This window comes from Celeribacter sp. SCSIO 80788 (assembly GCF_051054295.1).
Classification (GTDB): domain Bacteria; phylum Pseudomonadota; class Alphaproteobacteria; order Rhodobacterales; family Rhodobacteraceae; genus Celeribacter.
Window position 1 is genome coordinate 732,990 of the sequence record NZ_CP150482.1, and the last position, 26,880, is coordinate 759,869.

27 protein-coding genes are annotated in these 26,880 nt (G+C 62.8%); 12 read left to right on the forward strand and 15 right to left on the reverse strand.

Features of this window, described 5'->3' with window-relative positions; translation table 11 throughout:
* Nucleotides 1-29: 29 nt before the first annotated feature.
* From V1471_RS03815 to V1471_RS03845, 7 genes are all read right to left on the reverse strand, one after another.
* On the reverse strand, nt 30-947 hold the full coding sequence (locus V1471_RS03815) for a DMT family transporter (RefSeq protein ID WP_434286981.1): 918 nt from the start codon (nt 945-947) through the stop codon (nt 30-32).
* Between the two features lie 226 nt (nt 948-1,173).
* Nucleotides 1,174-2,277: an OmpP1/FadL family transporter gene (locus V1471_RS03820; RefSeq protein ID WP_434286982.1), complete on the reverse strand. Its 1,104-nt coding sequence runs from the start codon at nt 2,275-2,277 to the stop codon at nt 1,174-1,176.
* A 168-nt stretch (nt 2,278-2,445) separates the two neighbouring features.
* Nucleotides 2,446-3,339, reverse strand: coding sequence for a DMT family transporter (locus V1471_RS03825; protein WP_434286983.1), 894 nt, complete (start codon nt 3,337-3,339; stop codon nt 2,446-2,448).
* Complete coding sequence (locus V1471_RS03830; protein ID WP_434286984.1) at nt 3,336-3,632, reverse strand: putative quinol monooxygenase; 297 nt, start codon at nt 3,630-3,632, stop codon at nt 3,336-3,338. Before V1471_RS03830 ends, V1471_RS03825 begins: the two co-directional genes overlap by 4 nt.
* Before the next feature lie 114 nt (nt 3,633-3,746).
* The gene (locus V1471_RS03835; RefSeq protein WP_434286985.1) at nt 3,747-4,385 is read right to left on the reverse strand and encodes a sulfotransferase family 2 domain-containing protein; all 639 of its coding nucleotides are present in this window, start codon (nt 4,383-4,385) and stop codon (nt 3,747-3,749) included.
* A gap of 102 nt (nt 4,386-4,487) precedes the next feature.
* Nucleotides 4,488-6,059 (reverse strand): glutamine-hydrolyzing GMP synthase, encoded by a 1,572-nt coding sequence (gene guaA, locus V1471_RS03840; RefSeq protein ID WP_434286986.1) that lies wholly within the window; start codon nt 6,057-6,059, stop codon nt 4,488-4,490.
* A gap of 168 nt (nt 6,060-6,227) precedes the next feature.
* Nucleotides 6,228-6,521 (reverse strand): DUF6477 family protein, encoded by a 294-nt coding sequence (locus V1471_RS03845; RefSeq protein WP_434286987.1) that lies wholly within the window; start codon nt 6,519-6,521, stop codon nt 6,228-6,230.
* Between the two features lie 351 nt (nt 6,522-6,872).
* Between V1471_RS03845 and V1471_RS03850 the strand changes: the two genes are divergently transcribed.
* Nucleotides 6,873-8,042, forward strand: a complete 1,170-nt coding sequence (locus V1471_RS03850; protein ID WP_434286988.1) for a DUF6456 domain-containing protein — start codon at nt 6,873-6,875, stop codon at nt 8,040-8,042.
* Here V1471_RS03850 and V1471_RS03855 read toward each other — a convergent pair.
* Nucleotides 8,006-8,266: a hypothetical protein gene (locus V1471_RS03855; protein ID WP_434286989.1), complete on the reverse strand. Its 261-nt coding sequence runs from the start codon at nt 8,264-8,266 to the stop codon at nt 8,006-8,008. The two genes, V1471_RS03850 and V1471_RS03855, sit on opposite strands and share 37 nt — an antisense overlap.
* 253 nt (nt 8,267-8,519) lie before the next feature.
* On the opposite strand from V1471_RS03855, the gene V1471_RS03860 reads away from it, so the two are divergent.
* A complete protein-coding gene (locus V1471_RS03860; RefSeq protein WP_434286990.1) occupies nt 8,520-9,443 on the forward strand; it encodes a LysR substrate-binding domain-containing protein in 924 nt (307 codons plus the stop codon).
* Nucleotides 9,444-9,573: 130 nt separating this feature from the next.
* On the opposite strand, the gene V1471_RS03865 is transcribed toward V1471_RS03860, so the two are convergent.
* Complete coding sequence (locus V1471_RS03865) at nt 9,574-10,122, reverse strand: peroxiredoxin (protein WP_434286991.1); 549 nt, start codon at nt 10,120-10,122, stop codon at nt 9,574-9,576.
* A 205-nt stretch (nt 10,123-10,327) separates the two neighbouring features.
* Here V1471_RS03865 and lipA point away from each other — a divergent pair, with 205 nt between their 5' ends.
* The 3 genes from lipA (at nt 10,328) to V1471_RS03880 (ending at nt 13,403) form a co-directional block, all read left to right on the forward strand.
* Complete coding sequence (lipA, locus tag V1471_RS03870; RefSeq protein WP_434286992.1) at nt 10,328-11,278, forward strand: lipoyl synthase; 951 nt, start codon at nt 10,328-10,330, stop codon at nt 11,276-11,278.
* Nucleotides 11,279-12,388 (forward strand): THUMP domain-containing class I SAM-dependent RNA methyltransferase, encoded by a 1,110-nt coding sequence (locus tag V1471_RS03875; protein WP_434286993.1) that lies wholly within the window; start codon nt 11,279-11,281, stop codon nt 12,386-12,388.
* Nucleotides 12,389-12,512: 124 nt separating this feature from the next.
* Nucleotides 12,513-13,403 carry a LysR family transcriptional regulator gene (locus V1471_RS03880; RefSeq protein WP_434286994.1) on the forward strand — a complete coding sequence of 297 codons (891 nt, stop codon included), beginning with the start codon at nt 12,513-12,515 and terminating at the stop codon, nt 13,401-13,403.
* A 37-nt stretch (nt 13,404-13,440) separates the two neighbouring features.
* Here the strand turns inward: V1471_RS03880 and V1471_RS03885 are convergent, their stop codons facing one another.
* Together V1471_RS03885 and hpt are read right to left on the reverse strand one after the other, a co-directional pair.
* A complete protein-coding gene (locus V1471_RS03885) occupies nt 13,441-13,611 on the reverse strand; it encodes a hypothetical protein (RefSeq protein ID WP_434286995.1) in 171 nt (56 codons plus the stop codon).
* Nucleotides 13,608-14,165, reverse strand: a complete 558-nt coding sequence (gene hpt, locus V1471_RS03890; protein WP_434286996.1) for a hypoxanthine phosphoribosyltransferase — start codon at nt 14,163-14,165, stop codon at nt 13,608-13,610. Before hpt ends, V1471_RS03885 begins: the two co-directional genes overlap by 4 nt.
* A 78-nt stretch (nt 14,166-14,243) precedes the next feature.
* Here hpt and V1471_RS03895 point away from each other — a divergent pair, with 78 nt between their 5' ends.
* A complete protein-coding gene (locus V1471_RS03895) occupies nt 14,244-14,690 on the forward strand; it encodes a type II toxin-antitoxin system RatA family toxin (RefSeq protein WP_434286997.1) in 447 nt (148 codons plus the stop codon).
* A 4-nt stretch (nt 14,691-14,694) separates the two neighbouring features.
* Here V1471_RS03895 and V1471_RS03900 read toward each other — a convergent pair whose 3' ends face one another.
* The 4 genes from V1471_RS03900 to V1471_RS03915 are packed head-to-tail and all read right to left on the reverse strand — an operon-like array spanning nt 14,695 to nt 17,732.
* Nucleotides 14,695-15,444, reverse strand: coding sequence for a sulfite exporter TauE/SafE family protein (locus V1471_RS03900; RefSeq protein WP_434286998.1), 750 nt, complete (start codon nt 15,442-15,444; stop codon nt 14,695-14,697).
* Between the two features lie 36 nt (nt 15,445-15,480).
* Entirely contained in the window at nt 15,481-15,981 is a 501-nt protein-coding gene (locus V1471_RS03905) for a CinA family protein (RefSeq protein ID WP_434286999.1), read from the reverse strand.
* The gene (locus V1471_RS03910) at nt 15,978-16,475 is read right to left on the reverse strand and encodes a phosphatidylglycerophosphatase A family protein (RefSeq protein ID WP_434287000.1); all 498 of its coding nucleotides are present in this window, start codon (nt 16,473-16,475) and stop codon (nt 15,978-15,980) included. The genes V1471_RS03905 and V1471_RS03910 overlap by 4 nt, the downstream gene beginning before the upstream one ends.
* A 51-nt stretch (nt 16,476-16,526) precedes the next feature.
* Complete coding sequence (locus tag V1471_RS03915; protein ID WP_434287001.1) at nt 16,527-17,732, reverse strand: bifunctional 2-C-methyl-D-erythritol 4-phosphate cytidylyltransferase/2-C-methyl-D-erythritol 2,4-cyclodiphosphate synthase; 1,206 nt, start codon at nt 17,730-17,732, stop codon at nt 16,527-16,529.
* Between the two features lie 168 nt (nt 17,733-17,900).
* Between V1471_RS03915 and dusB the strand changes: the two genes are divergently transcribed.
* The 6 genes from dusB (at nt 17,901) to trkA (ending at nt 26,870) form a co-directional block, all read left to right on the forward strand.
* Nucleotides 17,901-18,881, forward strand: a complete 981-nt coding sequence (gene dusB, locus V1471_RS03920; RefSeq protein ID WP_434287002.1) for a tRNA dihydrouridine synthase DusB — start codon at nt 17,901-17,903, stop codon at nt 18,879-18,881.
* Nucleotides 18,878-19,963 carry a two-component system sensor histidine kinase NtrB gene (locus V1471_RS03925; RefSeq protein WP_434287003.1) on the forward strand — a complete coding sequence of 362 codons (1,086 nt, stop codon included), beginning with the start codon at nt 18,878-18,880 and terminating at the stop codon, nt 19,961-19,963. The genes dusB and V1471_RS03925 overlap by 4 nt, the downstream gene beginning before the upstream one ends.
* A 107-nt stretch (nt 19,964-20,070) precedes the next feature.
* On the forward strand, nt 20,071-21,453 hold the full coding sequence (locus V1471_RS03930) for a response regulator (RefSeq protein WP_434287004.1): 1,383 nt from the start codon (nt 20,071-20,073) through the stop codon (nt 21,451-21,453).
* Between the two features lie 140 nt (nt 21,454-21,593).
* Entirely contained in the window at nt 21,594-23,870 is a 2,277-nt protein-coding gene (locus tag V1471_RS03935) for an ATP-binding protein (protein WP_434287005.1), read from the forward strand.
* A 21-nt stretch (nt 23,871-23,891) separates the two neighbouring features.
* Nucleotides 23,892-25,292 (forward strand): sigma-54-dependent transcriptional regulator, encoded by a 1,401-nt coding sequence (locus tag V1471_RS03940; RefSeq protein ID WP_434287007.1) that lies wholly within the window; start codon nt 23,892-23,894, stop codon nt 25,290-25,292.
* A gap of 201 nt (nt 25,293-25,493) precedes the next feature.
* Nucleotides 25,494-26,870, forward strand: a complete 1,377-nt coding sequence (gene trkA, locus V1471_RS03945; RefSeq protein ID WP_434287008.1) for a Trk system potassium transporter TrkA — start codon at nt 25,494-25,496, stop codon at nt 26,868-26,870.
* The last annotated feature ends 10 nt before the right edge of the window (nt 26,871-26,880 follow it).

Sequence of the window (26,880 nt, forward strand, 5' to 3'; positions counted from 1 at the left end):
GTGCCACGGCGCGCGCTCGCTCGCAAGTGTTAAGCGCGCTCATGCCCCCGCAACCGGGTCAAAATCCGCCCGTCGATCACCAGAAGACCAAGCGCGATCAGCCCGAAACCGACATAGGCCTGTGGTGGCAGGCTCTCGCCCAGCACCAGTGCCCCGAGGGCGATGGAGACCGGCGCGACGATCAGCGTGGTGAGCGAGGTATTGCCCGCACCGGCCACGGCGATCACTTTGTAATATATGATATAAGTGAGGCTGGTGGACATCACCGACAGATACAGAAGCGCGCCCCAGGTTTCGGGCCTGAGCGTCACGGGCGGGGCGCCCGCAACGAGAAAGGCGACCGGAAGGGCGATGAGGGCCGCGCCGGTGAGCATGCCGGCGGCGGCGATTTCGGGGCGGAGGTCGGAGAGGAGGATGCGGCCGATGGAGTTCGAGAACCCGTAGGACATGGTGGCGGCGATCATGGCGAGCTGCCCGAGGGAGGTCAGATCGAAGGACTTGAGCGCCTCCGGGCCGATGATCGTGGTGATCCCCAACACGCCGAGCAAAACGCCCGTGCCCTTGCGCCAGCCGAGCTTTTCATCGGCAAAAATCAGCGCCGCAAAGAGCACGCCGAAGATCGCGGTGGAGGCGTTGAGAATGCCTGCGAGGCCCGAGGGAATGTGCCGCTGCGCCCATGTGATCAGCAGGAAGGGGATCGCGGAGGTCAAGGCGCCGACAAGGATAAACCGCCATAAATACTGAGAAATTTTTGGTACGGGCAGGCCCTTGATCAGGATGTAGCCCCAGAGCACGACGGCGGCGATGGAGACCCGGCCCGCGACGACCCAGTAGATCGGCAGCTCGCGGATCAGGATCGCGACGGCGAGAAAGGAACAGCCCCAGAGAAAGCCCATGGTGAACAGCCCGACCCAGGCTGCGGGGGTGATGATCTTTTGTGGGGCCATGATTTTTCCTCGTGCGTTTGCCGCAAAATCGCTTGCACGGGGGCCGGAGGCAAACCGGAATTTGTGCAAACGCCGATCACGGTTTTCGCTCGGAGGGGACGGCAAACGGGCTCAAAACCGCTGTCGGCAAAGCGTCGGACTTGTGTCGGACTTTTGTCGGACAAGGAGCGTCACGAAAAAGGCCCCGCGGGATCGCAGGGCCTTTCGATGGATTGATGAGGTCGGATCAGAAATGATGCGACAGCTTGAGGCCGAAGCCGATGGCGGAGTTGTCTTCGAACTCGCCGCCCACCGAGGTGGTGGTGTCGCCGATCCAGGCATAGCTGACGCCGCCGGAAATCGCGGTCTGATCGGTGATCTGATATTTCAGACCGGCCGCGACGGATTTGTAACCGTCGGTGGGAGACAGGTTGCCGGAGATGCCGCCATAGGATTTTTCATAGCCGATGGAGAACGAACCGGAGAGCTTGTCGTTGAAACGACGGCCAAGGCCGAGGCTGTAGGAGATCGTGTCGTCGGAGTGATCGACGAGATTGTCGCCGATGATCGTGACGTAATCGTCCGGGGCAATCGTGGTGGTGGTCCATTCCGCCCAGCGTGCCGAGAACATCAGAAGCGTGTCGGCGGCGATGCCGGTCTGGAAATCGAAGTTCACCGATTTCGGCATGGTCACGGCCAGATCCGAGGAATTGGCACCAAGGGCGGAAAGCTCATCTGCGGTGAAGTCGATGTCGATTTCGGAATTGTAGGTCAGGCTGGCGCGCAGCGCGATGTCCGGGATCTCATAGGCGGCACCGACGAGGTAGCCCCAGTCGTTTTCGGTTGAGGTTTCCATCTGGTAGAAGTTGGTACCCGAAAGGTAGAGCGAGACCTCGCCTTCCGAGGTGAGGTGACGCAGACCGCCGTAGACCGAGAAACGATCGTCGAATTTGTAGCGCAGGACGGCGGTCACAGCGGTGGTTTTCACCGTCGCGTTGGACCCGGCGATCGGGTAGCTGGTGCTGGCGCCGTAATCGACATCTGCGCCGAAGGGCTGGTCGATGATCAGCGCGAAGGACAGCTTGTCGTTGAAATCCCGTTTGTAGGCGCCGGAGACCATGTTGAAGGACGGGGTCACATCGCCCGCGTCGAGCTCATAACCGGGCATGACAGGATAGGCCCCGGAAACATCCGGGCTGACCGAACCGAAGCTCAGTTCGACATAGGTGCCGGTTTCGAACAGCGGTGCGATGGATTGACGGGACCGATCCATGCCGCCTGCATGTGCCCCGGATGCGGCGCCGATGGCCGCGACGGCCACGGAGGCCGCCAGAAGTGTCGTGTTTTTCATTGATCTCCATCCCTGACGGGCACTGAGGCCCGTTCCTTAGATCTTTTTAAAGTGTCGTGGTGAGCGACTTTCCGCTCTTATTGTCCACTCAGCCTAAGCTGCGACAAGATTTCAAGCAATTCTGACGCCGCGTCATGGTTGCAAGTGACCGAGCATGGCTTTTCTGCATCAGGCGGGAGAGCTGAGGCGGGACACTCGGCGGTTTTCGGACAAGATATTGATGTAATTGGCGGAAAAAATAATCGCTGCGCCGAGGAAAACCCAGATGTCGATGTTCTCATTGTAGAAGGCCATCCCGATCACGGCGATGATCGGCAGGCGCAGAAAGTCGATGGGGGTGACGATGGAGGCGGGGGCCAGCGACAGGGCGGTGGTGAGGCAGAAATGCGCGCCGAGCCCGGAGACGGCGACGACCATCACCCAAGGCACATCCTGAAGACGCGGCAGGGCAATGTCGGCGTCTGCGAGGGCGCAGACCAGACCGAAAACGAGTTGTAGCGTGACCATCCAGAACATGATCGACAGGATGGTGACATGGGCGGTGAGCGTCAGGCGTTTGGTGAACAGTGCGGAGGCGGCAAAGCCGAAGGCGCAAAGCATGGCGGCGACGAGGCCGATGGACAGCGCGCCGCCGAAGGGGCGGGCGACGATCAGAATGCCGATGAAGCCCATGGCGGAGGTCAGCGCCCGTGTCGGCGTCATTTTCTCGCCGAGAAAGATCGTGGCGCCCAGCCCCACGAGGATCGGGTAGGAGAATTCCAGCGCGAAAAGCTGGGCCATGGGAATGAGGGTCAGGGCGAAGAGCCAGAGGTTCTGACCGGCGAAATGGCCGAGGTTGCGCCCGATATGGAGCGGCATGGCTTTGGGGCGGAATTCGCGGAGACGGCGTTGCGGAATGGCGATGGCGAGCACGATGATGAGGCCCACGAGCGAGCGGTAGCCGAGGATTTCGAACGTATCGAGATGGCCCGCGAGCTTGCGCCCGGCGACGGCCATGGCGGAGAATCCCGCGAGAGCGCCGCTCATCCAGAGCGCGGCCTTGAGTGGGTGACTTTCGCTCATGCGGGGGACTTTCGGAAATCGCGCTGCATGTGATGGGTGACACGTCCCCAGTCGGAGCTTTGGGTGCGCTCCTGATGGGCCTCGAAGGCGCGGGCGTCGCGGAAGACTTCGGTGACGTGAAACTCGGTGGGGCGGACTTCGTCCTGCCAGAGATCGAACTGGAGGCAGCCGGGTTCGGCGCGCGAGAGGCGGATGTGGTCTGGCATGAGGGCCAGAACATGGTCGACCTCATGGGCGGCGCAGGTCATGGTGCCTGTCAACAGGATCTTGCTCACCGGATGTTTCTCCTCCATCGGTTTGCCCCTCTTAGCGAGGGGGCGGGGCGCTTGGCAAAAGAAAAGGCGCTCTCGCGGGAGGAGAACGCCTTTGCAATTTTGTGGGGGGGCGGCGAAGCTATGGCGTTTTATTTACAGGTCGGGAAAGGTTTCGGCGCGGTCGTAGCCGAAATAGGTGACGTCGACGTCGTAGATGTCGCCGATCAGCTCGATGGTCTCAGGGTCGTAATAGCTTTGGAAAGCCCGTTTGGTATGGCTGGCGGTCGCGGTATCGTGTTCGAGCGCCACGGGCAGGTTCAACTCCCGCATGAAGGCGTTGAAATCCTCGGTGATGGTTTCGAAACGGAGCAGCCGGTCGATCAGCAGCTTGCCGTCCGCATCGCAGATGAACCGGTGTTGCGGGATGTTATGGCCGATTTCGAGGGTGCGCAGCGTCTTGTTGGCCGCGATCCGTTCCGGCAGGGTGAAGGCCCAGTCGCGAAAGGAGCAGGCCTCGCCATAGCGCAGATACCAGTTGTATTCGGAAACGGCTTTCGACCAGGGGTTCCGCACCACGGCGAATTTGGTGCAGCGGGTCCAGAGCGCATCGTCGGCGAGGCGGTTTTTAAGCTCGGGCGCGGTGAGATGTTGCAGCACGGTGCGTTTGTTGATCGCGCCCCAGAGCGTCTCGTCGGGTTTGCCGCCATACATGCCCAGGGCTTTCTCGATCGACTCGCCGGCATTCTTGGGAATGTGAACGAAGATCAGGTTCTTGTCGCGGGCGATGGGCATGGGCGGGTCTTATGGGAGAGGCGGGAGTGGGTCAGTTCTGCGCGGGCGGTTGCCCGATGAAAACTGACCCGTGTCGCTCTGGCAAGGGGAGAACGGGCCGGATCACTCCAGCTCGATGGTTCCCGGCGGCTTCGAGGTGCAGTCGTAGAACACGCGGTTCACGCCTTTGACCTCGTTGATGATCCGGGTGGAGGTCTCGCCGAGGAATTCGTGGGTGAACGGGTAGTAATCCGCCGTCATGCCGTCGACCGAGGTCACAGCCCGCAGCGCCAGCGCATAGTCATAGGTGCGCCCGTCGCCCATCACGCCGACGGTGCGCATCGGCAGAATGGCGGCGAAGGCCTGCCAGATCTCGTCGTAGAGACCGTGTTTGCGGATTTGGTCGATGTAGACCGCATCGGCCTTGCGCAGGATGTCGAGTTTCTCGCGGGTGATTTCGCCGGGGCAACGGATCGCGAGACCCGGTCCGGGGAAGGGGTGACGACCGATGAAGGAGGCGGGCAGGCCCAACTCGTGACCCAGCGCGCGGACCTCGTCCTTGAACAGCTCGCGGAGCGGTTCAACGAGCTTGAGGCCCATTTTTTCCGGCAGACCACCGACGTTGTGGTGCGATTTGATCGTCACCGAGGGGCCACCGGAGAAGGACACGGATTCGATCACGTCGGGATAGAGCGTGCCTTGCGCGAGGAATTCGGCGCCTTCGATCTGATCGGCGTATTTCTGGAACACGTCGATGAACAGCTTGCCAATGGTTTTGCGCTTCACTTCCGGGTCGGACACGCCTTCGAGTGCGCCGAGGAAAAGATCGCTTTCGTCGGCATGGATCAGATTGAGGTTGTAGTTCTCGCGGAACATGTTGACGACCTGCTCGGCCTCGCCGAGACGCAGAAGGCCATGGTCGACGAAGACGCAGGTGAGCTGATCGCCGATCGCCTCGTGCAGCAGGATGCCGGTGACGGAACTGTCGACACCGCCGGACAGGGCACAGATGACTTTCTTGTCGCCGACCTGTTCGCGGATTTTCGCGATCATCTCTTCGCGATACGCGCCCATGGTCCAGTCGCCGGAGAAGCCCGCAAGTTTGATGAAATTCTCGTAAAGCGTCGCGCCATTGGGCGTGTGGTGCACTTCCGGGTGGAATTGCACGGCGTAAAAGCGGCGCTCGGTGTCGGCGGTGATGGCGAAAGGCGCGCCTGGGCTTGTGCCGTAAACCTCAAAGCCCGGCGCGATCTCGGCGACGTGGTCGCCGTGGGACATCCAGACCTGTTCCTTGCCGGTCGCATCCATGAACCAGCCGTTCAGGAGATCGGTGTGAGCCTTGGTCGGGGTCACATAGGCGCGGCCGAACTCGGCGGTGGCATGTTCGCCCGCTTCGACACGACCGCCCAGATCGTGCATCATCACCTGCTGGCCGTAGCAGATGCCGAGGATCGGCACGCCCAGCTCATAGGCCGCTTTCGGCGGGCGGGGCGAGCCCTCGCGCATCACCGAATCCGGGCCGCCGGAGAAGATGATCGCACGCGGATCAAATTCCTTGAGGCTCTCTTCGGTGACCTTCTGATAGGGGTGGATTTCGCAATAGACATTCAGTTCGCGCAGACGGCGCGCGATGAGCTGCGTCACCTGGGAACCGAAGTCGATGATGAGGAGGCGGTCATGGGAAATCTGGGTCATGCCCTGCCTTTATGCGCGCGGACGGATTCAGGCAAGATGGATTCCCGCATTCCGGCGTTTCACACCGAAAAAGCGCCCATGAAAAAGCCCCCGTTTCGGCCGGGAGGAGGCGGAAACGGGGGCGGTACAGGGGGATGGGCTGTCGGGTAGCCTTTGAACGGGGGCCGGTCAGGCGGTCTGTTGCTTCTGCGGCAACAAACGGGCCTCGCCCATCAGTGCGATCAGAACCTCGACATGGCGGGTGACATTATAGGTGGCATCGCCCGAGCGGCGGATGTCTTCCATGCGGGCCTCTTCCTCGATCAACGCGGTGAGGGCGCGGGCGGGCGAGGGGGCGGTGGCGCTGCGCATGACCCGTTTGAGGTCACGATTGCGGTTGTAATGTTCCAGTCCGAAGCGTGCGGCGCGGATCAAAAGGCGGGGACGGCGCAGGGCGGCAAGCAGGGTCGTGACGTCGGTCATGGGCAGATCTCCTGTTGGTGTTGCGCCCGTCCGGTTTCGCTTGTCCGGTATGGGCGACGGGTCGTGGATGAAACGATATGAGGGGAGCTTTGCACAACCTAAGCGTGTGTTGCGTATTGTTTCCGTATTGAGAACGGTGCGGCGGGGCATTGTTTAGGATTATGGGGCGACAATGGCGAAACGAGAAACAGTTAACCTTTGCGTAACCAATGCAACTCATGGTTGAGGCAGGATTCGGGATAAATCGGGGGATAATCTGTGAAGATCCGGTTGATATCTGTCGATCTGTGAGGGGCTCAAATCTTAACTGTATCAAATATGGAAACAATTAATCTGAATGCCGGGGGAAATATGCTGGAAACTGGGAAAGGAACGGCCGGGTCGTACGGGCAACTTCCGAAATGGGTGCCGCAGGAGGCCAAGCGCTATCTGGCGCATACGGAAAGCGGCGACACGATACGCGAACTGGCGCGGCGCGGCGGCTGTGCGCCCTCGACCGTGATGCGTCAGGTGCGCAAGCTCGAACAGAAGCGGGACGATCCGCTGATCGACGAGGCGCTGTCCTCGCTCAGCCGCCTTACGCCGCAGGCTCGGGACGCGGCGGCTCTTCCGCTTTCCCAGAATGCTCAGGCCCAGACCTCCAAGGACATCAAGGACAAGGACTTCATGACCGACCAAAGCCCGTTTTCCGAGCCGACCGGCGCGACCCCGCCGGATGATGCGACCATTGCGCGCGAAGCCCGCCGCATTTTGCGCCGCCTGTCGGAGCCGGGGGCCTGTCTGGCGGTGGCGAAAGACATGGAAAAGGCCGTGGTGGTGCGCGATCTGCCGGACGGGCGCACGGCGCGCACGGCGGTGCTCGACCGTCCCATTGCGCAGGCGATGGCGCTCAAGGACTGGATCGTGGCGAATGCCAAGGGCAAGATCACGCGCTACACGATCACGGCGGCGGGGCGCGCGGCGCTGCGCGGGTTTCTGGCAGAAGACGAAAGCGCGCGGGCAGGCTTTGCCGAGGCGCCGGCGCGGTTCGATGCCGGGGCGGGTGGGTTTGCCTTGCGCGCCGATGCGGATACGGAGGATCGCCCGAAGCGCATCCGGTACAATGCGGCGGAAAGCCCGGTGATGGTTTTGTCGCGGCGGCGCGACAAGGATGGCACGATGTTCCTGCCGCCGGAACTTGTGGCGGCGGCGGAGCGTCTGCGCGAGGATTTCGAACTGGCGCAGATGGGCGCGGGCGGCGTGAACTGGGAGCGCTTTCCGATCGAGGCCGGGCGGGTGACGGGCGATGTCAACGGCTTTGGCTCGGAGGCGGCGAAGGCGCGGGTGGCGGCGGCGCTTGGCGATCTCGGGCCGGGGCTTGGCGATGTGGCGCTGCGCTGCTGTTGTTTTCTGGAAGGTATGGAGCAGGCGGAGAAGCGCATGGGTTGGTCGGCGCGCTCGGGCAAGATCGTGTTGCGGATCGCGTTGCAGCGGTTGAAGAAGCATTACGACGAGGCGGGGTATTCGAATTTGATTGGGTAAAATCCGGTCCGGGGCATGGCCCCGGCAAACGCTCCGGTGGAGCGTTTGAGGATTTTACGGGCGGAGCCCCGGCCGGTTCGGGGCATGGCCCCGGCAAACGCTCCGGTGGAGCGTTTGAGGATTTTACGGGCGGAGCCCCGGCCGGTCCGGGGCATGGCCCCGGCAAACGCTCCAGTGGAGCGTTTGAGGATTTTACGGGCGGAGCCCAGGCCGGTTCGGGGCATGGCCCCGGCAAACGCTCTGCCGCCTTCTGAAAAAAAGCACCCGAAGGCCTCAAAACCTCCGGGTGTTCAGGTGGGACCGCTCGGGGGCGGTCCTGCTCAAGTCGGATCTTGCGATCCGTGCCCATCGGGTCGGTCAGGACCTTTTGGGCGCCCCCTAGCCAGCGGGGTGAAGCGGGAATAGCGCCGCTATGGGATCAATTGAAATTGTAATTTCAGTGATTTGGTATTAGCTCTTCTAATGACTGGAGGGGCCATGCTGACGCTCAGACAAATGACCTATTTCGTGGCACTGGCCGAGACCCGCAGCTTTTCGCAGGCGGCCGAGACCGTACATGTGACCCAACCCGCGCTGTCGCAGCAGATCAAGGAGATGGAGGCGAGCCTCGGCACGCAGCTGGTCGAACGGCTGCCGCGCGACATCAGGTTGACGCGGGCGGGGCAGGTGGTTTTGGACCGGGCGCAGCAGATCCTGGCGATGACCCGCGATCTGGAGGCGGAAATCCGGCTCTCGAAGGGGCTGACCGGGCGGCTGACGCTTGGGGTCATTCCGACCATTGCGCCCTATCTGTTGCCGCGGGCGCTGACCCGGATCAAGGCGGCAGCGCTCGATCTCGACATGCGGGTGCGGGAGGCGCAGACGGCGGATCTGATCGCACTGGTGGCCTCGGGCCAGCTCGATGCGGCGGTGATCGCGCTGCCTTATGACATCGAAGGCCTGCTGGCCGAGCCGCTTTTTACAGATCGTTTCCTGCTGGCCGGATCGCAGGCGCGGATCGCGGCGCTGACGGAGGCGACGGTGCCGCGCCCGACGGAGCTGTCGCCGGATACATTGTTGCTTCTGGACGAGGGGCATTGCCTTGCAGATCAGGCACTTGAGGTCTGCGGGTTGAAACGCAACCGGCAGTCGGTCGATCTCGGGGCCTCCTCTTTGGCGACGCTCTGCGGCCTCGTGGCGCAGGGCTTTGGCCTGACGCTTTTGCCGGAGATTGCGCTCTGTTCCGAGATGGCGGCGAGCCCGGAGATGGCGGTGCTGCGCTTTCCCGAGCCGGAGCCGCAGCGCGTGGTGGCGCTGGTGCGGCGGCAATCGACGGAGGCGAAGCTGTGGTTCACCGAGTTGGCCGCACTTTTGAAGGATGCGGGAGAAGAGTTGATGTGTGAGGCGCAAAGCCGGGCGTGAGGCACGTCAGCCATGCGTCCCGGGTATTCCCGGTATGCGACGGTATTCCGAGGTCGCGCGATGCTGCGGATGCGAAAAGGCCCGCAGGGATGTCCTGCGGGCCTTTCGTCATCTCAGACCTGCGTGCGACTTAGGCGACGGCGACGGCTTCTTCGCCTTTGAGCCATTTGAGCACGTTCTCCGGGGAGGAGACGCCGTAGGGGTCTTCGCCGTGGTTGTCGCACAGACCCGGCTCTTCGAACCAGGCTTCGACGACACCGTCATTGACGACGGCGGCGTAACGCCAGGAGCGCAGACCGAAGCCGAGGTTGTCCTTGCGCACCAGCATGCCGACGCGACGGGTGAATTCCCCGGAGCCGTCCGGGATCACGCCGACGTTCTCAAGCTCTTGAGATTGCGCCCATTTGTTCATGACGAAGCTGTCGTTGACGGACATGCAATAGATCGCGTCGATGCCCAGATCCTTGAACTCCGGGAAGCCTTTTTCAAAGCCCGGCAGCTGGTAGGTGGAGCAGGTCGGCGTGAAGGCGCCGGGGAGCGAGAACAGCACAACGCGCTTGCCGGCGAAATAATCGGAGGTGGTTTTGTCCTCCCATTTGAACGGGTTCGGACCGCCGATGCTGTCGTCGCGAACGCGGGTGTGGAAGGTCACTTCGGGCAGTTTGTAACCGGCTTTCATGGGAAAACTCCTTGAGCTTGCGCTTTTCCATGTAGGGAGCGCTTCATTATGCCGCATCTTTTAGAGCGATTCTAAACCTTCGATCAATGCGCCTGCGGCAGAAATCGCCGCAGATGCGAAAGGCGCGGATTTCGCGAGACATTTGCGGGCAGGTTGCCTATATCGTGATCCAAACGGAAAAGCCCAAACGGAAAAGCATCCCGCCATGCGTGATCTCAAGATCCCCGACCAGCGCCACCCGGAAAAGGCGCATCGCCCCGATAATGCCCAGCCGAAGAAGCCGAGCTGGATCCGCGTGAAGGCGCCGACCTCGAAGGGCTATATGGACACGCACAAGATCATGCGTGAGCATAAACTGGTGACGGTTTGCGAAGAGGCGGGCTGTCCGAATGCGGGCGAATGCTGGTCGCAGGGCCATGCCACCATGATGATCATGGGGGAGATTTGTACCCGTGGCTGTACCTTCTGTAACGTCGCCACCGGGCGGCCCGACAGTCTCGACGTGTTCGAGCCGGGGCGTGTCGCCGATGCGGTTCAGAAACTCGGGCTCAAGCATGTGGTGATCACCTCGGTGGACCGCGACGATCTTGAGGACGGGGGCGCGGAGCATTTCGCGATGACGATCCGGGCAGTGCGCAAACGCTCGCCGGAGACCACGATTGAAATTCTCACGCCGGATTTTCTGAAATGCGCGCCTTCGGCGCTCGAAACCGTGGTCGCCGCGAAACCGGATGTGTTCAACCACAACCTTGAAACCGTGCCGGCGCTCTACCACGAGGTGCGCCCCGGTGCGCGCTATTTCCACTCCCTGCGGTTGTTGCAGCGGGTGAAGGAGCTCGACCCGACCATGTTCACCAAATCCGGGATCATGGTGGGTCTGGGCGAGAAACGCCCGGAAGTGTTGCAGGTGATGGACGACATGCGCGCCGCCAACATCGATTTCATGACCATCGGGCAATATTTGCAGCCGACGCCGAAACACCATGCGGTGGCGGAGTTTGTGACGCCCGAGGAATTCAAGAGCTATGAGAAGGCCGCGATCAACAAGGGCTTTCTGATGGTTTCGGCGACGCCGCTGACGCGCTCGTCCTACCATGCGGGGGACGATTTCGCCCGGCTTCGGGAAAACCGTCTGAAGAAACTCGGTCAAGCGTAAGTGTCGAACACGTTTGAAATTTTCCTCGGCACGCAGCCGGGGCTTGAGCCGTATCTTTTGGCCGAGGCGGTGGAGGCGGGGTTCCCTGCGCCTGTCGCCGTGGGCGGCGGTGTGACCTTTGAGGGCACGTGGGACGACGTGGTGCGGGCCAATATGACGCTCCGCGGGGCGGCGCGGGTGTTGGCGCGGATCGGCGAGTTTCGGGCCTTCCATCTGGCGCAGCTCGACAAGCGGGCGCGCAAGTTTCCCTGGGGCGAGGTGCTCAAGCCCGATGTGCCGTTCCGGGTCGAGGTGGTCACCGGCAAGCGCAACAAGATTTACCACGCCGGTGCCGCGCAGGAACGCATCGAGCGCGCGATCACCGAGGAGCTTGGCGCGCCCCTGTCGGCGGAGGCCGAGGTGGTGCTCAAGGTGCGGATCGAGGATGACAATGTGATCCTGTCGGTCGACACCTCCGGCGAGGCGCTGCACAAGCGCGGCTATAAGGCCGGTGTCGGCAAGGCGCCGATGCGCGAAACCATGGCGGCACTGTTTCTGCGGGCCTGCGGTTATGACGGGCGTGAACCGGTGCTCGATCCGATGTGCGGTTCGGGGACCTTTGTGATCGAGGCCGCGGAATGGGCGCGGGGGCGGATGCCCGGTCGTGCGCGTGGCTTTGCCTTCGAGCATCTCGCGCCGTTCGACGCGCAGGTCGTGCAAAAAATCAAAGCGAACTGGCGGGAACGTGAGACGGTTTTGCAGTTTTACGGGTCTGATCGCAATGTGAACGTTGTTCGCATGGCGAACGACAATGTCGAACGTGCGGGCGTGGCCGATCTTTGCACGTTCAAACCCGTATCTGTGTCGGAGATCGAGCGCCCCGAGGGCCAGACCGGTCTGGTGATCGTCAACCCGCCATATGGCGCGAGGATCGGCAAGAAGAAAGACCTCTACGCGCTTTATGGGGCCTTCGGGCAGGTGATGCGCGAGCGGTTCAAGGGCTGGCGTGTCGGCATGATCACCTCCGACGGGCAATTGGCGCAGGCCACCGGCCTGCCTTGGGAACCGGTTTCCGCTCCGATTGCTCATGGCGGGTTGAAGGTCCGGCTCTACAAGACCGCCGCGCTCTAATTCCGAGGGGGCTGGCGGATTTTCGGGGCGAGCCGTGCAAATTTCGTCAGAAAGTGATCTCTCTCAAGGCATTTCCCCACAGTCCTATGCTAGAATCTGGCCGTATAGGAGGGGAGACTTAGAAATGATGCACAGGCCAAATTGGGACGATTACCGGTACGTGCTCGCCGTGGCGCGCACTGGCTCGGTGTCGGGTGCGGCGCGTGAGCTGGGGGTCAACCATGCCACCGTCTTGCGGCGCGTGGCGGGGATTGAAAAGCGGCTCGGTGTCGAACTGTTCGAGAAATCCGTGCGCGGTTATGAGATCGCACCGGAGAAATTGCGGCTGATCGAGGCTGCGCGCGAGGTGGAGGCTGCGGTGAGTGCGGTCGAACGTCTGGCGCGTGCGGGCGAAGCGCCGCTTGCCGGGGTCATCCGCGTGACGTCGACGGACACCTTCTGTCAGGTGGTGCTGCCACCGCTTTTGGCGCGGCTGTCGACGCATGAGAAGGAACTGTCTTTCGAGCTGATCTCGAACAACGCGCATCTGGATTTGTCGCGGCTGCATGCCGATGTGACGGTCCGCCCGACGTTCAAACTGCCGGAAGAACTGCACGGCGAGATGGCGGCGCAGATGCGGTTCGGGTTCTATGCCCGTTCGACCGAGGTGCCGGCGAACCGCTGGATCGGGCTGACGGGCGCAATCGGACGCTCGCATGCGGCGCAGAAGCTGCGCGAGGAGCTGGAGCGGCGCAAAGTCACCTTCGTGGCCGCCGCCGACAGTTTCCTGACGCTCAAGGCGCTGGCGGAAACCGGTATCGGCCGGGTGATGTTGCCGGTGGTGCTTGGCAATGCCGCGCCGAAGCTCGTGCCCGTGGAGCCGGTGGTCGATCTGGCACCTTTGCCGGTCTTCGTGGCCTCGCATGCCGATCTGGCCGATGCGCCGCGTCTGCGTCAGGCGCGGGCCCGGATCGCGGCGGCGCTAGAGGCGGAGGAAGCGCATCTGATGGGCAAGGTTCTGGTGCCGGGGCAATAGGCCGGTCATCAGCGGAGCCAGCAGCCATGGCGGGTCCTTAACGGGGCCCGCCGTTGATTTGCATCCAGGCGGGCAGGCCGAAGAGTTTTTCCACAAGGACGAGCGCCAGACAGGTGGCGACGATGGCGAAGATGAAGACGACACGTTTCGCCGAGGGCGGATTTTGCGACCAGCGTTTGGCGCGCATCAGCCAGTGCATGGGGGTCATGCGGGCGTCCCCGGTTCGTCATCGAAGACCACGGAGCCGATGAAGGGCAGGTTGCGGTTGGCCTGGGCAAAGTCGATGCCATAGCCCACGACGAAAGCGTCGGGGATTTCAAAACCGATCCATGTGGCCTTGAGATCGACCTCGCGGCGGGCGGGTTTGTCCAGAAGGGCGATGGTCTCGAGCTTGCGCGGTTTGCGCGATTTCAAAAGCTTGATGACGGCGGAGAGGGTGTGGCCCGTGTCGACGATGTCTTCGACCACCAAGACGTCACGGCCCTCGATCGGGTTGCGCAGGTCCTTGAGGATGCGCACTTCGCGCGAAGAGACCGTACCGTCGCCGTAGGAGGAGGCTTCGAGGAAATCGACCTCGACATTCATCTCCAGCTCGCGCACCAGATCGGCGATGAAGACGAAAGAGCCACGCAACAGGCCCACGACCACGAGCTTGTCGGTGTCCTTGTAGGCGCGCCGGATTTCTTTTGCGAGATCCTCGATCCGCGCCGCGATGGCCTTGGCCGAGATCATGGTGTCGATGTGATATGGCCGCTGCGTCATGCTGTCCCCTCTTTGGACTCTTGCATTTCCTGTCCTGAGGTTAGATGTATCAGGCCGGATAAAGACAGACCAGAGACCATGCCGACGCATCAGGAAACAAAACACCTCCCATATAGCGCCGATCAGATGTACGCGCTTGTGGCGGATGTGGAGAATTACCCGAAATTCCTGCCGTGGAACGCCGCCGCGCGCATTCGCTCGCGCACGGATATGGGCGACCACGAGCTGATGCTGGCCGATCTGGTGATCTCGTTCAAAGTGTTCCGGGAGAAATTCGGCTCGCGGGTGAAACTTTTCCCGGCAGAGCGCAAGATCGACACGGAATATCTCGACGGGCCGTTTCGCTATATGAAAAGCTGGTGGGTCTTTACGCCCGCCGCCGATGGCGGCTGCGATATCGAGTTCTTTGTCGATTTCGAATTCAAGAACGCGATCCTGCAAGGCGTGATCGGCGTGGTGTTCAACGAGGCGATGCAGCGCATCGTCCGGGCGTTCGAGCGCCGGGCGCAGGAGTTGTATGGCTGAGCGCTCAGAACAGCCGCACCGTAAAGATCACGGTCATCACCACGCCGACCAAGACGATGAACTGTTTGAGCCGGGCGGTGTTGCGGATGCGGCGGGCGAAATGCGCGCCTAAAAATCCGCCCGCGATCATCGCTCCGGCCAGAAGCGCGGCATAGTCCCAGGCGATGACGCCCGCGAGCGCATAGGTCACGGCGGAGACCAGCGACAAGAGCACCGACAGCGCGTTTTTCAGCCCGTTCATCGCGTGCAGGTCGGTGTAGCCGATGAGGCCCAGCACGGCGAGGAGCATGATCCCCAGCCCGCCGTTGAAATAGCCGCCATAGATCGACACCAGCAACAGTGCGATGGCCGCGCCCAGAGGCGCAAGCATGTCGTGGGCCAGAAGGCGGCGGATCAGTTGCGGTCCCCCGGCAAAAAGCAGGGTGGCCAGCGCCATGAGACCGGGCACGGCGATGAGGAACGTGTCATTGGGCGTGATCAACAACAGACCCGCACCAAGAAGGCCGCCGAGGGCCGAGACGGCGATCATGCGCAGGGCGGGCATATTGGCGGTGGTGTGCAGGTCGCGGCGATAGGCCCAGACGCTGCTGACATAGCCGGGCAGGGCGCAGAGCGTGGCGGTGGCATTGGCGGATACGGCAGGCACGCCCGCGAAGATCAGCGCGGGCAGGGTCAGGAAAGTGCCTCCGCCCGCAACGGCATTGAGCATGCCGCCCAAGAGCCCGGCGACGAGCACCAGAAGAATGTCGATCATGTCCCCTCCCGATCCGGCGTGTGCCCGCTCCGTGTTTTAGGTTCTGAGCGCCGAGCGCAGCATCTCGAGCGCGTGTTCCACGGTGGCTCCGCGCACGCTCGCACGGCCCAGGGGGCCGAAATCCACGGTTTCCACCACGGTGGTCGCGCCTTTGCGGGCGAGCCCGAAACAGACCCGGCCTTCGGGTTTGTTCTCGGAGCCGCCGGGGCCTGCGATGCCGGTGACCGCGACGGCGATCCCGGCCATGGATTTCGCCAGAGCGCCTTCGGCCATCTCCAGCGCCACCTGTTCGGAGACCGCGCCATATTCGGCGAGGGTGACGGGCGAGACGCCGATCATTTCGCGCTTGGCGGTGTTGGAATAGGTGACATAGCCGCGATCCACCACGTCTGAGGAGCCGGGGATTTCGGTGAGACTGCCGACGATCATGCCGCCGGTGCAGCTTTCGGCGGTGGAGATCATCAGGCCTGCGGTGCGGGCCAGCGCAAGCACCTCTTCGGCCAGCGCTAGGGGCAGGGGAGTGGCATGCGCACTCATTGGATCACCCCATGATAGAGGCCAGCAAAGACCAGAACGACCACCGCGGCGAACACGCCCGCGATCACATCGTCGAGCATCACGCCAAGCGCATCGCCGCGCCGGTCGGCCCAGCCGATGGGGCCGGGTTTCCAGATGTCGAACAGACGGAAGGCCAGAAAGGCGGTGGGCCATGCGGGCCAGAGCGTGGTGGAGGGCATGCCGGCCATGGCGGAGCCGATGGAGACCGGGATGAGCGCGATCCACATGCCGACCAGCTCGTCGATGACAATCTCGGAGGGGTCTTCGTTCTCGCTGTTTGCGGTCATTTTCTGGGTGGCCCAGAGGCCTGCGACAAAGGCGATCACCGTGCCGATCAGCACGCCGGGGACACCGAGGGTTTCGTGCAGCGCCCAGAACAGCGGCACGGCGGCGGCGGAGCCCCATGTGCCGGAGGCGGGTTTCATGTAGCCGATCTTGGCGAGGGTCGCGATCAGTTCCGCATAGGGGTTCATCCGGGTCTCCTTCAAGTCTTTGGCCGGGGTCTTTGCCGCGGTCTTTGTCGCTCAGCTCTTGATCAGGGCGGCGGTCGCGAGCGACGCGATGCCCTCTTCGCGCCCGGTGAAGCCGAGCCGCTCGGAGGTGGTCGCCTTGACCGAGACTTTCTCCACATCGACGCCCATGATATCCGCCAAAGCGGCGCGCATCGAGGCGGCATGGGGTCCCACCTTGGGACGTTCGCAGACCAGAGTGACGTCGCAATTCATCATCTCATAACCCATCTCGCGCGCAAGCCCGATGGCATGGCGCAGGAAGATATGGCTTTCGGCACCCTTCCATTGCGGGTCCGAGGGCGGAAAATGCTGACCGATGTCGCCGCGCGCCAGCGCGCCATAAATCGCATCGGTCAGCGCATGCATGCCGACATCGGCGTCGGAATGGCCCTGAAGGCTGCGCTCATGCGGGACTTTCACGCCGCAGAGCCAGACATGGTCGCCCTCGCCGAAACGGTGCACGTCATAGCCATTGCCCAAGCGTATATCGGGGCGGATTTCCATTGCCGTGTACTCCTGTGGTTTGTCTTGCGCTCTTTGACGCAACAGCCCCTCGGCCCGAGCGAAATCGCCGGGGTGGGTGATCTTGAAATTCTCTTCCGAGCCTTCGGTGATCGCAACCGCGAGGCCATGGGCGCGGGCCACTTCGACATCGTCGGCGGCCTCGCCTTGAAAGGCGCGGTGGGCGGTCAGAATGGCGTCGAAGGCAAAACCCTGCGGCGTCTGGGCGCGATAGAGCCCGCTGCGGTCGCGCGTGCCGTCGACAAAATTGCCTGTTTCGGCGGCGTTTTGTGAGGATGCTCCGTGCCAAAGCGCATCCGTGACCATGAGCGCAGGCGCCGCGCCTTTGTGGGTTTCGAGCGCGGTGAGCACGCCTTCGATCACCCCGGCGGGGATCAGGGCGCGGGCCGCGTCATGGATCAGAACCGTATCGAAACCCTGACCGGAAAGCGCCTCAAGCCCCGCCTTCACGGAAACAGAACGGGTCGCGCCACCGGCAACAAGCATTACGTTTTCAAGGCTTTGCGCCAGGTCGAGATCGTCCGCGTGATGCACCACGACAATCGCATCCGCATAGGGGCGGAAGGCGGCGATGGCATGGTCGATGACGCGCAGGGCTGTGGGGGCGGTCCCCAGCCTTTGCCATTGCTTCGGCATCTCCCCGCCCGCGCGGGTGCCGCGTCCGGCGGCGACGATCAGAACTGCGATTTTTGTCATGGGTTTTGGCATAATCGGTGGCGCGCAGGCTTGCAATGCGCTGTTTTTGACCGACATGGTGATCAAATTTTGTGCATAGAGCATTTTTCGCCACATTTTTCGCCGCGATCCTTTGCGACTCGCCGCTGTGATCGCTACCTCTGTCCGAAATGCTCAAGGATTAATCGCTTGCCCGTTGAATTGGCGCAACTTGCACTGGACCCGCCCGTGTTTCTGGCTCCTATGGCCGGAATCACGGACCTGCCGTTTCGCGATCTGGTCGCGTCTTTCGGTGCGGGATTGGTGGTGTCGGAGATGGTCGCCTCGCATGACATGCTGAACGCGCGTCCGGGGGCGCGCGAGAAGGCGGAGCTTGGGTTCGGGGTCGAGAACACCGCCGTGCAGCTTGCGGGGCGCGAGGCGGAGCCGATGGCGCTGGCGGCCAAGATGGCCGAGGACAATGGCGCGCAGATCATCGACATCAACATGGGCTGCCCGGCGAAAAAGGTGGTGTCGGGCTATTCCGGCTCGGCGCTGATGCGCGATCTGGACCATGCGTTGAGCCTCATCGAGGCGGTGGTCGGCGCGGTTTCGGTGCCGGTGACGCTGAAAACGCGGCTTGGCTGGGACGATGCGCTTTTGAATGCGCCGGAACTCGCGAAGCGCGCCGAGGATGCGGGCATTCAGATGATCACGATCCACGGCCGCACCCGCTGTCAGTTCTATAAGGGCCGTGCCGATTGGGCGGCAATCCGGGCGGTGAAAGAGACCGTGGCGATCCCGGTGATCGCCAATGGCGACATCACAAGCCCCGAGGCCGCGCGGATGGCGCTGGCGCAATCGGGAGCCGACGGGGTGATGATCGGTCGGGGCGCGCAGGGGCGTCCGTGGATTTTGGCGCAGGTCGCCGCGAACCTGACGGGCGCGCCGGTGCCTCTGCGCCCCGAGGGCAAGGATTTCGCCGATATGGTCGCGGGTCATTACGAGGCGGGGCTCACGTTTTATGGCGAAGCCCTGGGCGGTCGGGTGATGCGCAAACATCTGGGCTGGTACATGGACACGGCGGGCACGGCGGATGCGCTGCGCAAGCGCGTTTTGACGCAAAAATCGCCGCGCGATGTGTTCGCGCTGCTGCCCGAAGCACTGAGTGGGGAGGTCTGCGCCGCATGACACATCGTTTCGACATGCTCTGGCCCTCGTTGCCGGTGCCCGCGATCATGATCGATGCGGGCGATGAGATCGTCGAGGTGAACTCCGCCGCCGAGCTGTTTCTCAATGCCTCCGCCAAAGCGCTGACCGGGGTGCCGGTGTTCGACAAGCTCGCCATCGACGCGCCTCTGGAAGAGGCCTTCGGACGTGTGCGGCGCGACGACTCGCCTTTGTTCATCAACAATGTGGACGTCTCGGGCGGCAATGCGGCGCCGGTGCAGTGCAACATCCAGATCGCGCCCCTTCAGGGCATGGAGAACTGGCTCGTGCTGTTGATGGAACCGCGCCAGATCGCCGACCGGCTGGGCCGCGCGCATCAGGTCAAAACCTCGGCGCGCTCGGCCATTGGCATGGCGGAAATGCTGGCGCATGAGATCAAGAACCCGCTGGCGGGGATCACGGGGGCTGCGCAGCTTTTGTCGATGAGCCTCACGCCGGAGGATCTTGAACTGACCGATCTGATCGTGGCCGAAAGCCGTCGGATCGTGGCGCTTCTGGAGCAGGTCGAGCAATTCGGCAACCTGCGCCCGCCCGCGAAACGTCCGATCAACATTCACGACCTTCTGGACCGGGCGCGCAAATCCGCCGAGCTGTCCTACGGCGCGAATATGAAATTCATCGAGGAGTTCGACCCCTCGCTGCCGCCCACGTTCGTCGATGGCGATCAGATCTTGCAGGTGTTTCTGAACCTGATCAAGAACGCCTCGGAGGCGGCGGGCAAGGAGGGCGGGACGATCCGGCTTCGGACCTTCTACGACCTGTCGCTGCGCCTGCGTCGCAAGGACGGGACGGGGGCGGCGCTGCCCTTGCAGGTGGAGATCATCGACGACGGCCCCGGTCTTCCGCCGGAGATTGCCGCGGATGTGTTCGAACCCTTCGTCTCGGGGCGCGAGAACGGCACGGGGCTGGGCCTCGCGCTGGTGTCCAAGATCATTTCCGATCACGAGGGCTGGATTTCCGTGGACTCCGTGCCCGGCAAGACCGTGTTCCGCATCTCGCTGCCGGTCGCACCGCGCGAACCGAAAAACAGTGAGCCGAAATAAAGAGTGACATGCGCGTGACAGGTCATAAAGTTGAGAAAAACCCCGCACAGAAGGGGACAGCGCGCGGGCCGATCGGCCCGATGCGAGACTGACAAGGAGAGAATACTATGGATGGCACGATCCTCGTCGCCGATGACGACCGCACGATCCGCACGGTTCTGACCCAGGCGCTGACCCGCGCGGGGTGCAAGGTGCATGCGACCTCGTCTCTGGTCACGCTGATGCGCTGGGTGGAAGAGGGCAAGGGCGATCTGGTGATCTCCGATGTGATGATGCCCGATGGCAACGGGCTCGAGAGCCTGCCGCGCATCGCCGAACTGCGGCCCGGTCTTCCGGTGATCGTGATCTCCGCGCAGAACACTATCATGACCGCGATTCAGGCCGCCGAGGCCGAGGCGTTCGATTACCTGCCGAAGCCTTTCGATCTGCCGGACCTGATGAAACGCGCCGCCAAGGCGCTTGAGGTCAAACGCCGGGCCAATCCGGCACCGTCGAATGCCAAGGCCCCGTCCGAACTGGGCGCGCCGCAGGAAGACCTGCCGCTCGTGGGCCGTACGCCCGCGATGCAGACGCTCTATCGCCTTGTCGCCCGCGTGATGAACACCGATCTGCCGGTTCTGATCACCGGCGAAAGCGGGACGGGCAAATCGCTGATTGCCCGCGCGATCCACGATTTCTCCGACCGGCGCAATCTGCCGTTCGTGGTGGTCTCCGCCTCCGATCTGGCGACGATGGAAGGCCCGGCGGCGGTGATTTCCAAGGCCAAGAACGGCTCGATTCTGTTCGATGAGGTCGGCGATCTCGATGAGGAAGCGCAGGCCCGCATCGTGCGCATGCTCGACAGTTTCACCGACAACGCGCCGCGCATCATGGCGACCTCGCAGGCCAATCTCTCGGCCAAGATGGAAAGCGGGGCGTTTCGTCAGGATCTGTTCTATCGCTTGGGCGGCGTGACGATTTCCGTGCCCTCGCTGCGCGAACGCGTCGATGACATTCCGCTTCTGGCGGAGTTTTTCCTGTCGAAGGCCGAACGTGACGGGCTTTCGGCGCGCCGCTTTACCAATGAGGCGATGGACCTTGTGCGGGCCTATAGCTGGCCGGGCAACGTGCGTCAGTTGGAGAACACCATCCGCCGGTTGATCGTGACCTCGCCCGAGGAAGAAATCACCCGGATGGAGGTCGAAACCGTGCTGGGCAACCAGCCCGCGATGGAGCCCTTGCAGGGCGGCGGCGAGGGTGAAAAGCTTTCGACCTCGGTGGCCAAGCATCTGCGCCGCTATTTCGACCTGCACGGGGGCGTTTTGCCGCCGCCGGGGCTGTATCAGCGCATTCTGAAAGAGGTCGAAGGCCCGCTGATCGAAATCGCGCTCGATGCCGTGGGCGGCAATCAGGCCAAATGTGCCGATTTGCTTGGCATCAACCGCAATACCTTGCGGAAAAAGATCAATGACCTCGATATTCAGGTGACACGCCGTCGTAAGCTGATGTAAAAAGGCCACATCCGTGCCGAATAGGGCGCAGTTGCGGGAATACAACTCTGCTGCGCTCTCTCTGCCACGGTGGCCTGCGTCAAGTCCCATGAATAATGGGCCGCGCAGGGGTGGTTTTGAGCAGTACGAGGGTGCGGTCCATGGCGCAAAAGCCCGTGGCACAAAGAATCGGTCGGCAAAGTTGGCACAGGCTGATGCGGCTTCGGCGGCAACGCCGGTTGCAGAACATTGCGACCATCGCCGTGTTTGTCATGGGGCCGCTTCTGGCGGTGCTCACCTTCCTCGTTCTGGGGCCGCTGGATCATGGTCCGGCCTCGTCGGTGTTGCGTGGCGTGCTTCTGGCCGATGTGGTCTATATCATCGTCGTCGCGGGGCTGGTGGCGCAGCGCATCGCCAGTGTGATCGCGGCGCGCCGGGCGCATTCCGAAGGCTCGCGGCTGCACCTGCGACTCTCCGGCGCTTTCGTGCTTTTGGCGCTCATTCCGACCGTCATGGTGGCGGTGTTTGCCGTGGTGACGGTGAATTTCGGCCTTGAGGGCTGGTTCTCCGACCGGGTGCGCAATGTGGTGGGCTCGTCTCTGGAAGCGGCGAAGGCCTATGAGACGGAACATCGCGACGGTCTGGCCGAGGACACGCGGGCGCTGGCGAATTTCATCATCGACCGGCGCCGCAATGTGACGATCCTCTCGGACGGCGATTTGCGGCAGGTGCTCAATCAGGGGCAGGGGCTTATCCAGCGCGGGCTGCGTGAGGCCTATGTCATCGACCGTGCGGGCGAGATCAAGGCGCGGGGCGAGCGCTCCTATCTGTTCAATTACGAGAAACCGACGGAGGCGGAGCGGGCGCGGGCGGAAAGCGGCGAGCTTGTGCTGATCGACGACTGGGACAGCAACGAGAGCCGCGCGCTTCAGCGCCTTGCGGCCTTCTCCGACCGCTATCTTTACGTGACCCGCGATGTGGACGGAAAAATCCTCAACCTTCTGGATGAGACACAGGACAGCATTGCGCTTTACAACCAGTTGGAAAGCGAGCGCGGGCGGTTGCTGTTCGAATTCGGGCTTTTGTACATCGGCTTTGCGATCATCCTGATCCTCGCGGCCACATGGCTTGGCCTGTGGTTCGCCGAACGGCTGGCGCGGCCGATCGGGCGGCTCGCGGGCGCGGCGCAGAAGGTGGGCGAGGGCGATCTTTCGGTGCGCGTGCCCGAGGAAGAAGGGCAGGACGAGATCGCGACGCTCGGTCGGGTGTTCAACCAGATGACCGGGCAGGTGAAGGTGCAGCGCGACGAATTGCTGGAGCGCAACGCCCAGATCGAGCATCGCCGCCGGTTGTTCGATTCCGTGCTCTCCTCGGTGACGGCGGGGGTCGTGGGGCTGGATGCGGAGGGCCGCGTGACGCTTTTGAACCGCTCGGCGCAGGCGCTTTTGAACCTCGGTGAGCGGGATGTGACCGGGGAGGCGCTGGCCGTTGTCGTGCCGGAATTCGGTCCGCTCTTCGACCTGTTGCGCAGCCAGAAACGCGAAGTGGCGCAGGAGGAGTTGCGGCTGATCCGCTCCGGTGCGCAGGAAAGTTTGCTCGTGCGGATCGCCACCCGGCGCGATGTCGAGGGCGCGCTTGAGGGCTATGTGGTGGCCTTCGACGATGTGACCGACCTTGTGAGCGCGCAGCGTCTGGCCGCATGGGGCGATGTGGCGCGGCGCATCGCGCATGAGATCAAGAACCCGTTGACGCCCATTCAATTGTCCGCCGAACGCATCTTGCGCAAATTCGGTCGCGGGCTCGACGAGGAGGCGCGGGCGGATCTCGAACAATACACTCAGGTCATCGTGCGCCAGACCGGCGATCTGCGCCGGATCGTCGATGAGTTCTCGAAATTCGCCCGGATGCCAAGCCCGGAGCGGCGGGAGCATGACCTCGTCGAACTGGTGAAGGGCGCGGTGCTGTTGCAGCAGAATGCCCAGCCGAATGTCCGGATTACGGCGCGGATCGAACCGGCCACGGCCTTGGCTGAGGTGGATGCGACGATGATCGGACAGGCGCTCACAAATTTGATTAAGAATGCCGGAGAAGCAATTGAAAGTCTTGAGGAATGCGGTATTCCTCAAGGATACGAGCCGCGCATTCTCGTGGCCATGCAATGCGACGATCAGGAGGCGGTGATCACGGTGACGGACAATGGCATCGGCCTGCCGGAGGATCGCTCGCGGCTTTTCGAACCCTATGTGACGACGCGGGAAAAAGGCACCGGGCTGGGCCTGCCGATCGTCAAGAAGATCATCGAGGAACACGGCGGGACGCTGACGCTGACCGACGGGGCGCCTCTGGATGACACGGGCCGGATCGGGGCCTGTGCGACCATTCGCATCGCTGTTGCAGGCGATGATCGTGTTGAAGAAAAACAAGAGCTTGCGGTGTAAAGATGAAGTCTGGAGTGAATGATGTCTGATATTCTGATCGTCGACGATGAGCGCGATATTCGTGAGCTGATCGGGGATATTTTGCAGGATGAGGGCTTTGAGACGCGGCTGGCCGCGAATTCGGACGAATGTCTGAAGGAAATCGATGCGGGCGTGCCGGCGCTGATGATCCTCGACATTTGGCTGAAGGACAGCGACATGGACGGGATCGACATCCTGAAACATGTCAAGCGCGAGCACCCGGAAGTGCCGATCATCATCATTTCCGGCCACGGGAATATCGAAATCGCCGTCGCGGCGATCAAACAGGGTGCTTACGATTTCATCGAGAAACCGTTCAACATCGACCAGCTCATGGTGGTGATCACGCGCGCCATGGAGACCTCGCGCCTGCGCCGGGAGAATGCCACGCTGAAACGCTCGGGCTCGGGCGATCTGGAGATGATCGGCGTCTCGGCGGCGTTCAAGCAGCTCAAGAGCAACCTCGAGAAGGTGACGAAATCCAACGGCCGGGTGATGCTGACGGGCGGTGCAGGCGTTGGCAAGGAAGTGGCGGCGCGGTTCATCCACGCGGGCTCCGAGCGGCGCGAGGCGCCGTTTGTCACCGTGTCCTCCGCGACCATCGAGCCGGACCGGATGGAAGAGGTGCTGTTCGGTCGCGAAACCCCGGAGCGGGGCGTCGAGAAGGGGCTTCTCGAGGAGGCCAATGGCGGCATGATCTATTTCGACGAGGTCGCCGACATGCCGCTGGGCACCCAGTCGAAGATCCTGCGGGTTCTGGTCGATCAGCGGTTTACCCGCGTGGGCGGCAGCGCCAAGGTCTCGGTCGATCTGCGGGTCGTGTCCTCGACCTCGCGCGATCTTCTGGCGGAGATCGAGGCGGGGCGGTTCCGCGAAGAACTGTATCACCGGCTGAACGTGGTGCCGATCGAGGTGCCTGCGCTCGAAAAACGCCGGGAAGACATCCCGGAGCTGGCGCGGTATTTCATCGAGAAGCTGAACCGCGAACAGGGTTTGCCGCTGCGCGATCTGTCGGAAGATGCGGCGGCGATGCTGCAAACGATGACCTGGCCGGGCAACGTGCGCCAGCTCAAGAACGTCATCGAACGGGTGTTGATCCTTGGCGACAGCACCGGGCTGATCGAGGCGGAGGAGTTGCCGAGCGAGGATGGGGTGCGCGAGGACGACGGGCGGGCGATGCTGTCGCCGGCGATTGCGACCCTGCCGCTTCGGGAGGCACGCGAGGTGTTCGAACGCGAATACCTTCTGACCCAGATCAACCGGTTTGGCGGCAATATCTCCCGCACCGCGACATTCGTGGGCATGGAGCGTTCGGCACTGCACCGCAAGCTCAAGTCGCTGGGCGTGGTGACCGGCAACAAACAGGGCGGTCGGATGGCCTATGTCGAGGAAACTGACTGAGCGGGGCCGGGCGGTATCGGGTGACGCAACGGCATCCGGAGGCCCGGGCGGCATGCGGGTGCGTTGACGCCCCTGATATTCCGTGCCAAGCCTGTGGCGAAGCGAAAGCCCTGCGCGCACCGGACCGGGTCCGGCGCAGGGCATGACATGGCAAGGGCGCGACGTGAGTTTCACGGACGGCCCTGAAACAGGGATGATGCGATGAAGGTCATCATTTGCGGCGCGGGTCAGGTCGGCTGGCAGATCGCCAAGCAGCTCTCCGTCGAGAAGAACGACGTGACGGTCGTGGACAACAACCCGGCGCTGGTGCGCCGCGCCACCGACACGCTCGACGTGCAGGGGATCGAAGGCTTTGCCTCCTACCCGGATGTGTTGGAAAAGGCGGGCGCGCGTGACGCCGACATGGTGATTGCCGCGACCTATTCCGACGAGGTGAACATGGTCACCTGTCAGGTGGCGCATTCCGTGTTCAACGTGCCGCGCAAGATCGCGCGTCTTCGGTCTCAGTCCTATCTGACGGCGATCTATTCCGATCTCTACCGCCGCGATCACCTGCCGATCGACGTGGTGATTTCGCCGGAGAAGGAGGTGGCCGAGGCCGCGCTTCGGCGTCTGGCGGCCCCTGCGGCCTTTGACACGCAGGCGTTTCTGGCGGGGCGGGTGCAGCTTATGGGCATCCTGCTCGAAGAGGAGTGCCCGGTGCTCAACACTTCTTTGCGCGAGCTGACCGAGCTGTTCTCGACCTTGCGGGCCACCGTGGTGGGGGTGCGCCGCGACGGGCGGTTGTTTGCCCCGGAGCCGAAGGATCAGCTTTTCGCCCGCGACGAGATTTACGTGTTCGCGCATTCCGACGACATCACCCGGACGCTGGAGATTTTCGGCAAGACCAACGCCAAGCAGGAGCGTGTGGTGATCCTGGGCGGTGGCAACGTGGGGCTCGGCGTGGCGCAGGCGCTGGAGGCGCGGACCGAGCGGGTGCGCGCCAAGATCATCGAGAAGAACCGCAAGATCGCCGAGAAGGCGGCGGATGCGCTGGAGCGGACCATCGTTTTGAACGGTGACGGGCTTGACCCGGAGCTTTTGTCCGAAGCCGGGGTGAACCGCGCCGATGCGGTGCTTTGCGTGACTGATGACGACAAGGTCAACATGCTGGCCGCCGTGCGGGCGAAGACCGCCGGGGCGAAAATGACCATCGTTCTGATCAACGATCCGACGCTGGTGCCGATCCTCAATGCGCTCGACATCGACGCCTATATCAACCCGCGGGCGACGACCGTGTCCTCGATCCTGCGCCACATCCGCCATGGACGGGTGCGCAACGTCTATTCGGTGGGCGACAGCGAGGCGGAGGTGATCGAGGCGCAGGTGCTCTCGACCTCGCCGATCTCCGGCAAGCGTATTCGCGACATTGATTTCCCGGAAGGGGTGCTTGTCGGCGCGCTGACCAAAGGCGACAAATACGTCAAGCCGATGGGCGAGACCCGGATCGACGAGGGGGATGTGATCACCATTTTCTCGCTTGCCGCCGACGTCCCCGAGGTCGAACGCCTCTTGCAGGTCTCGATCGACTATTTCTGATGAACGGCGC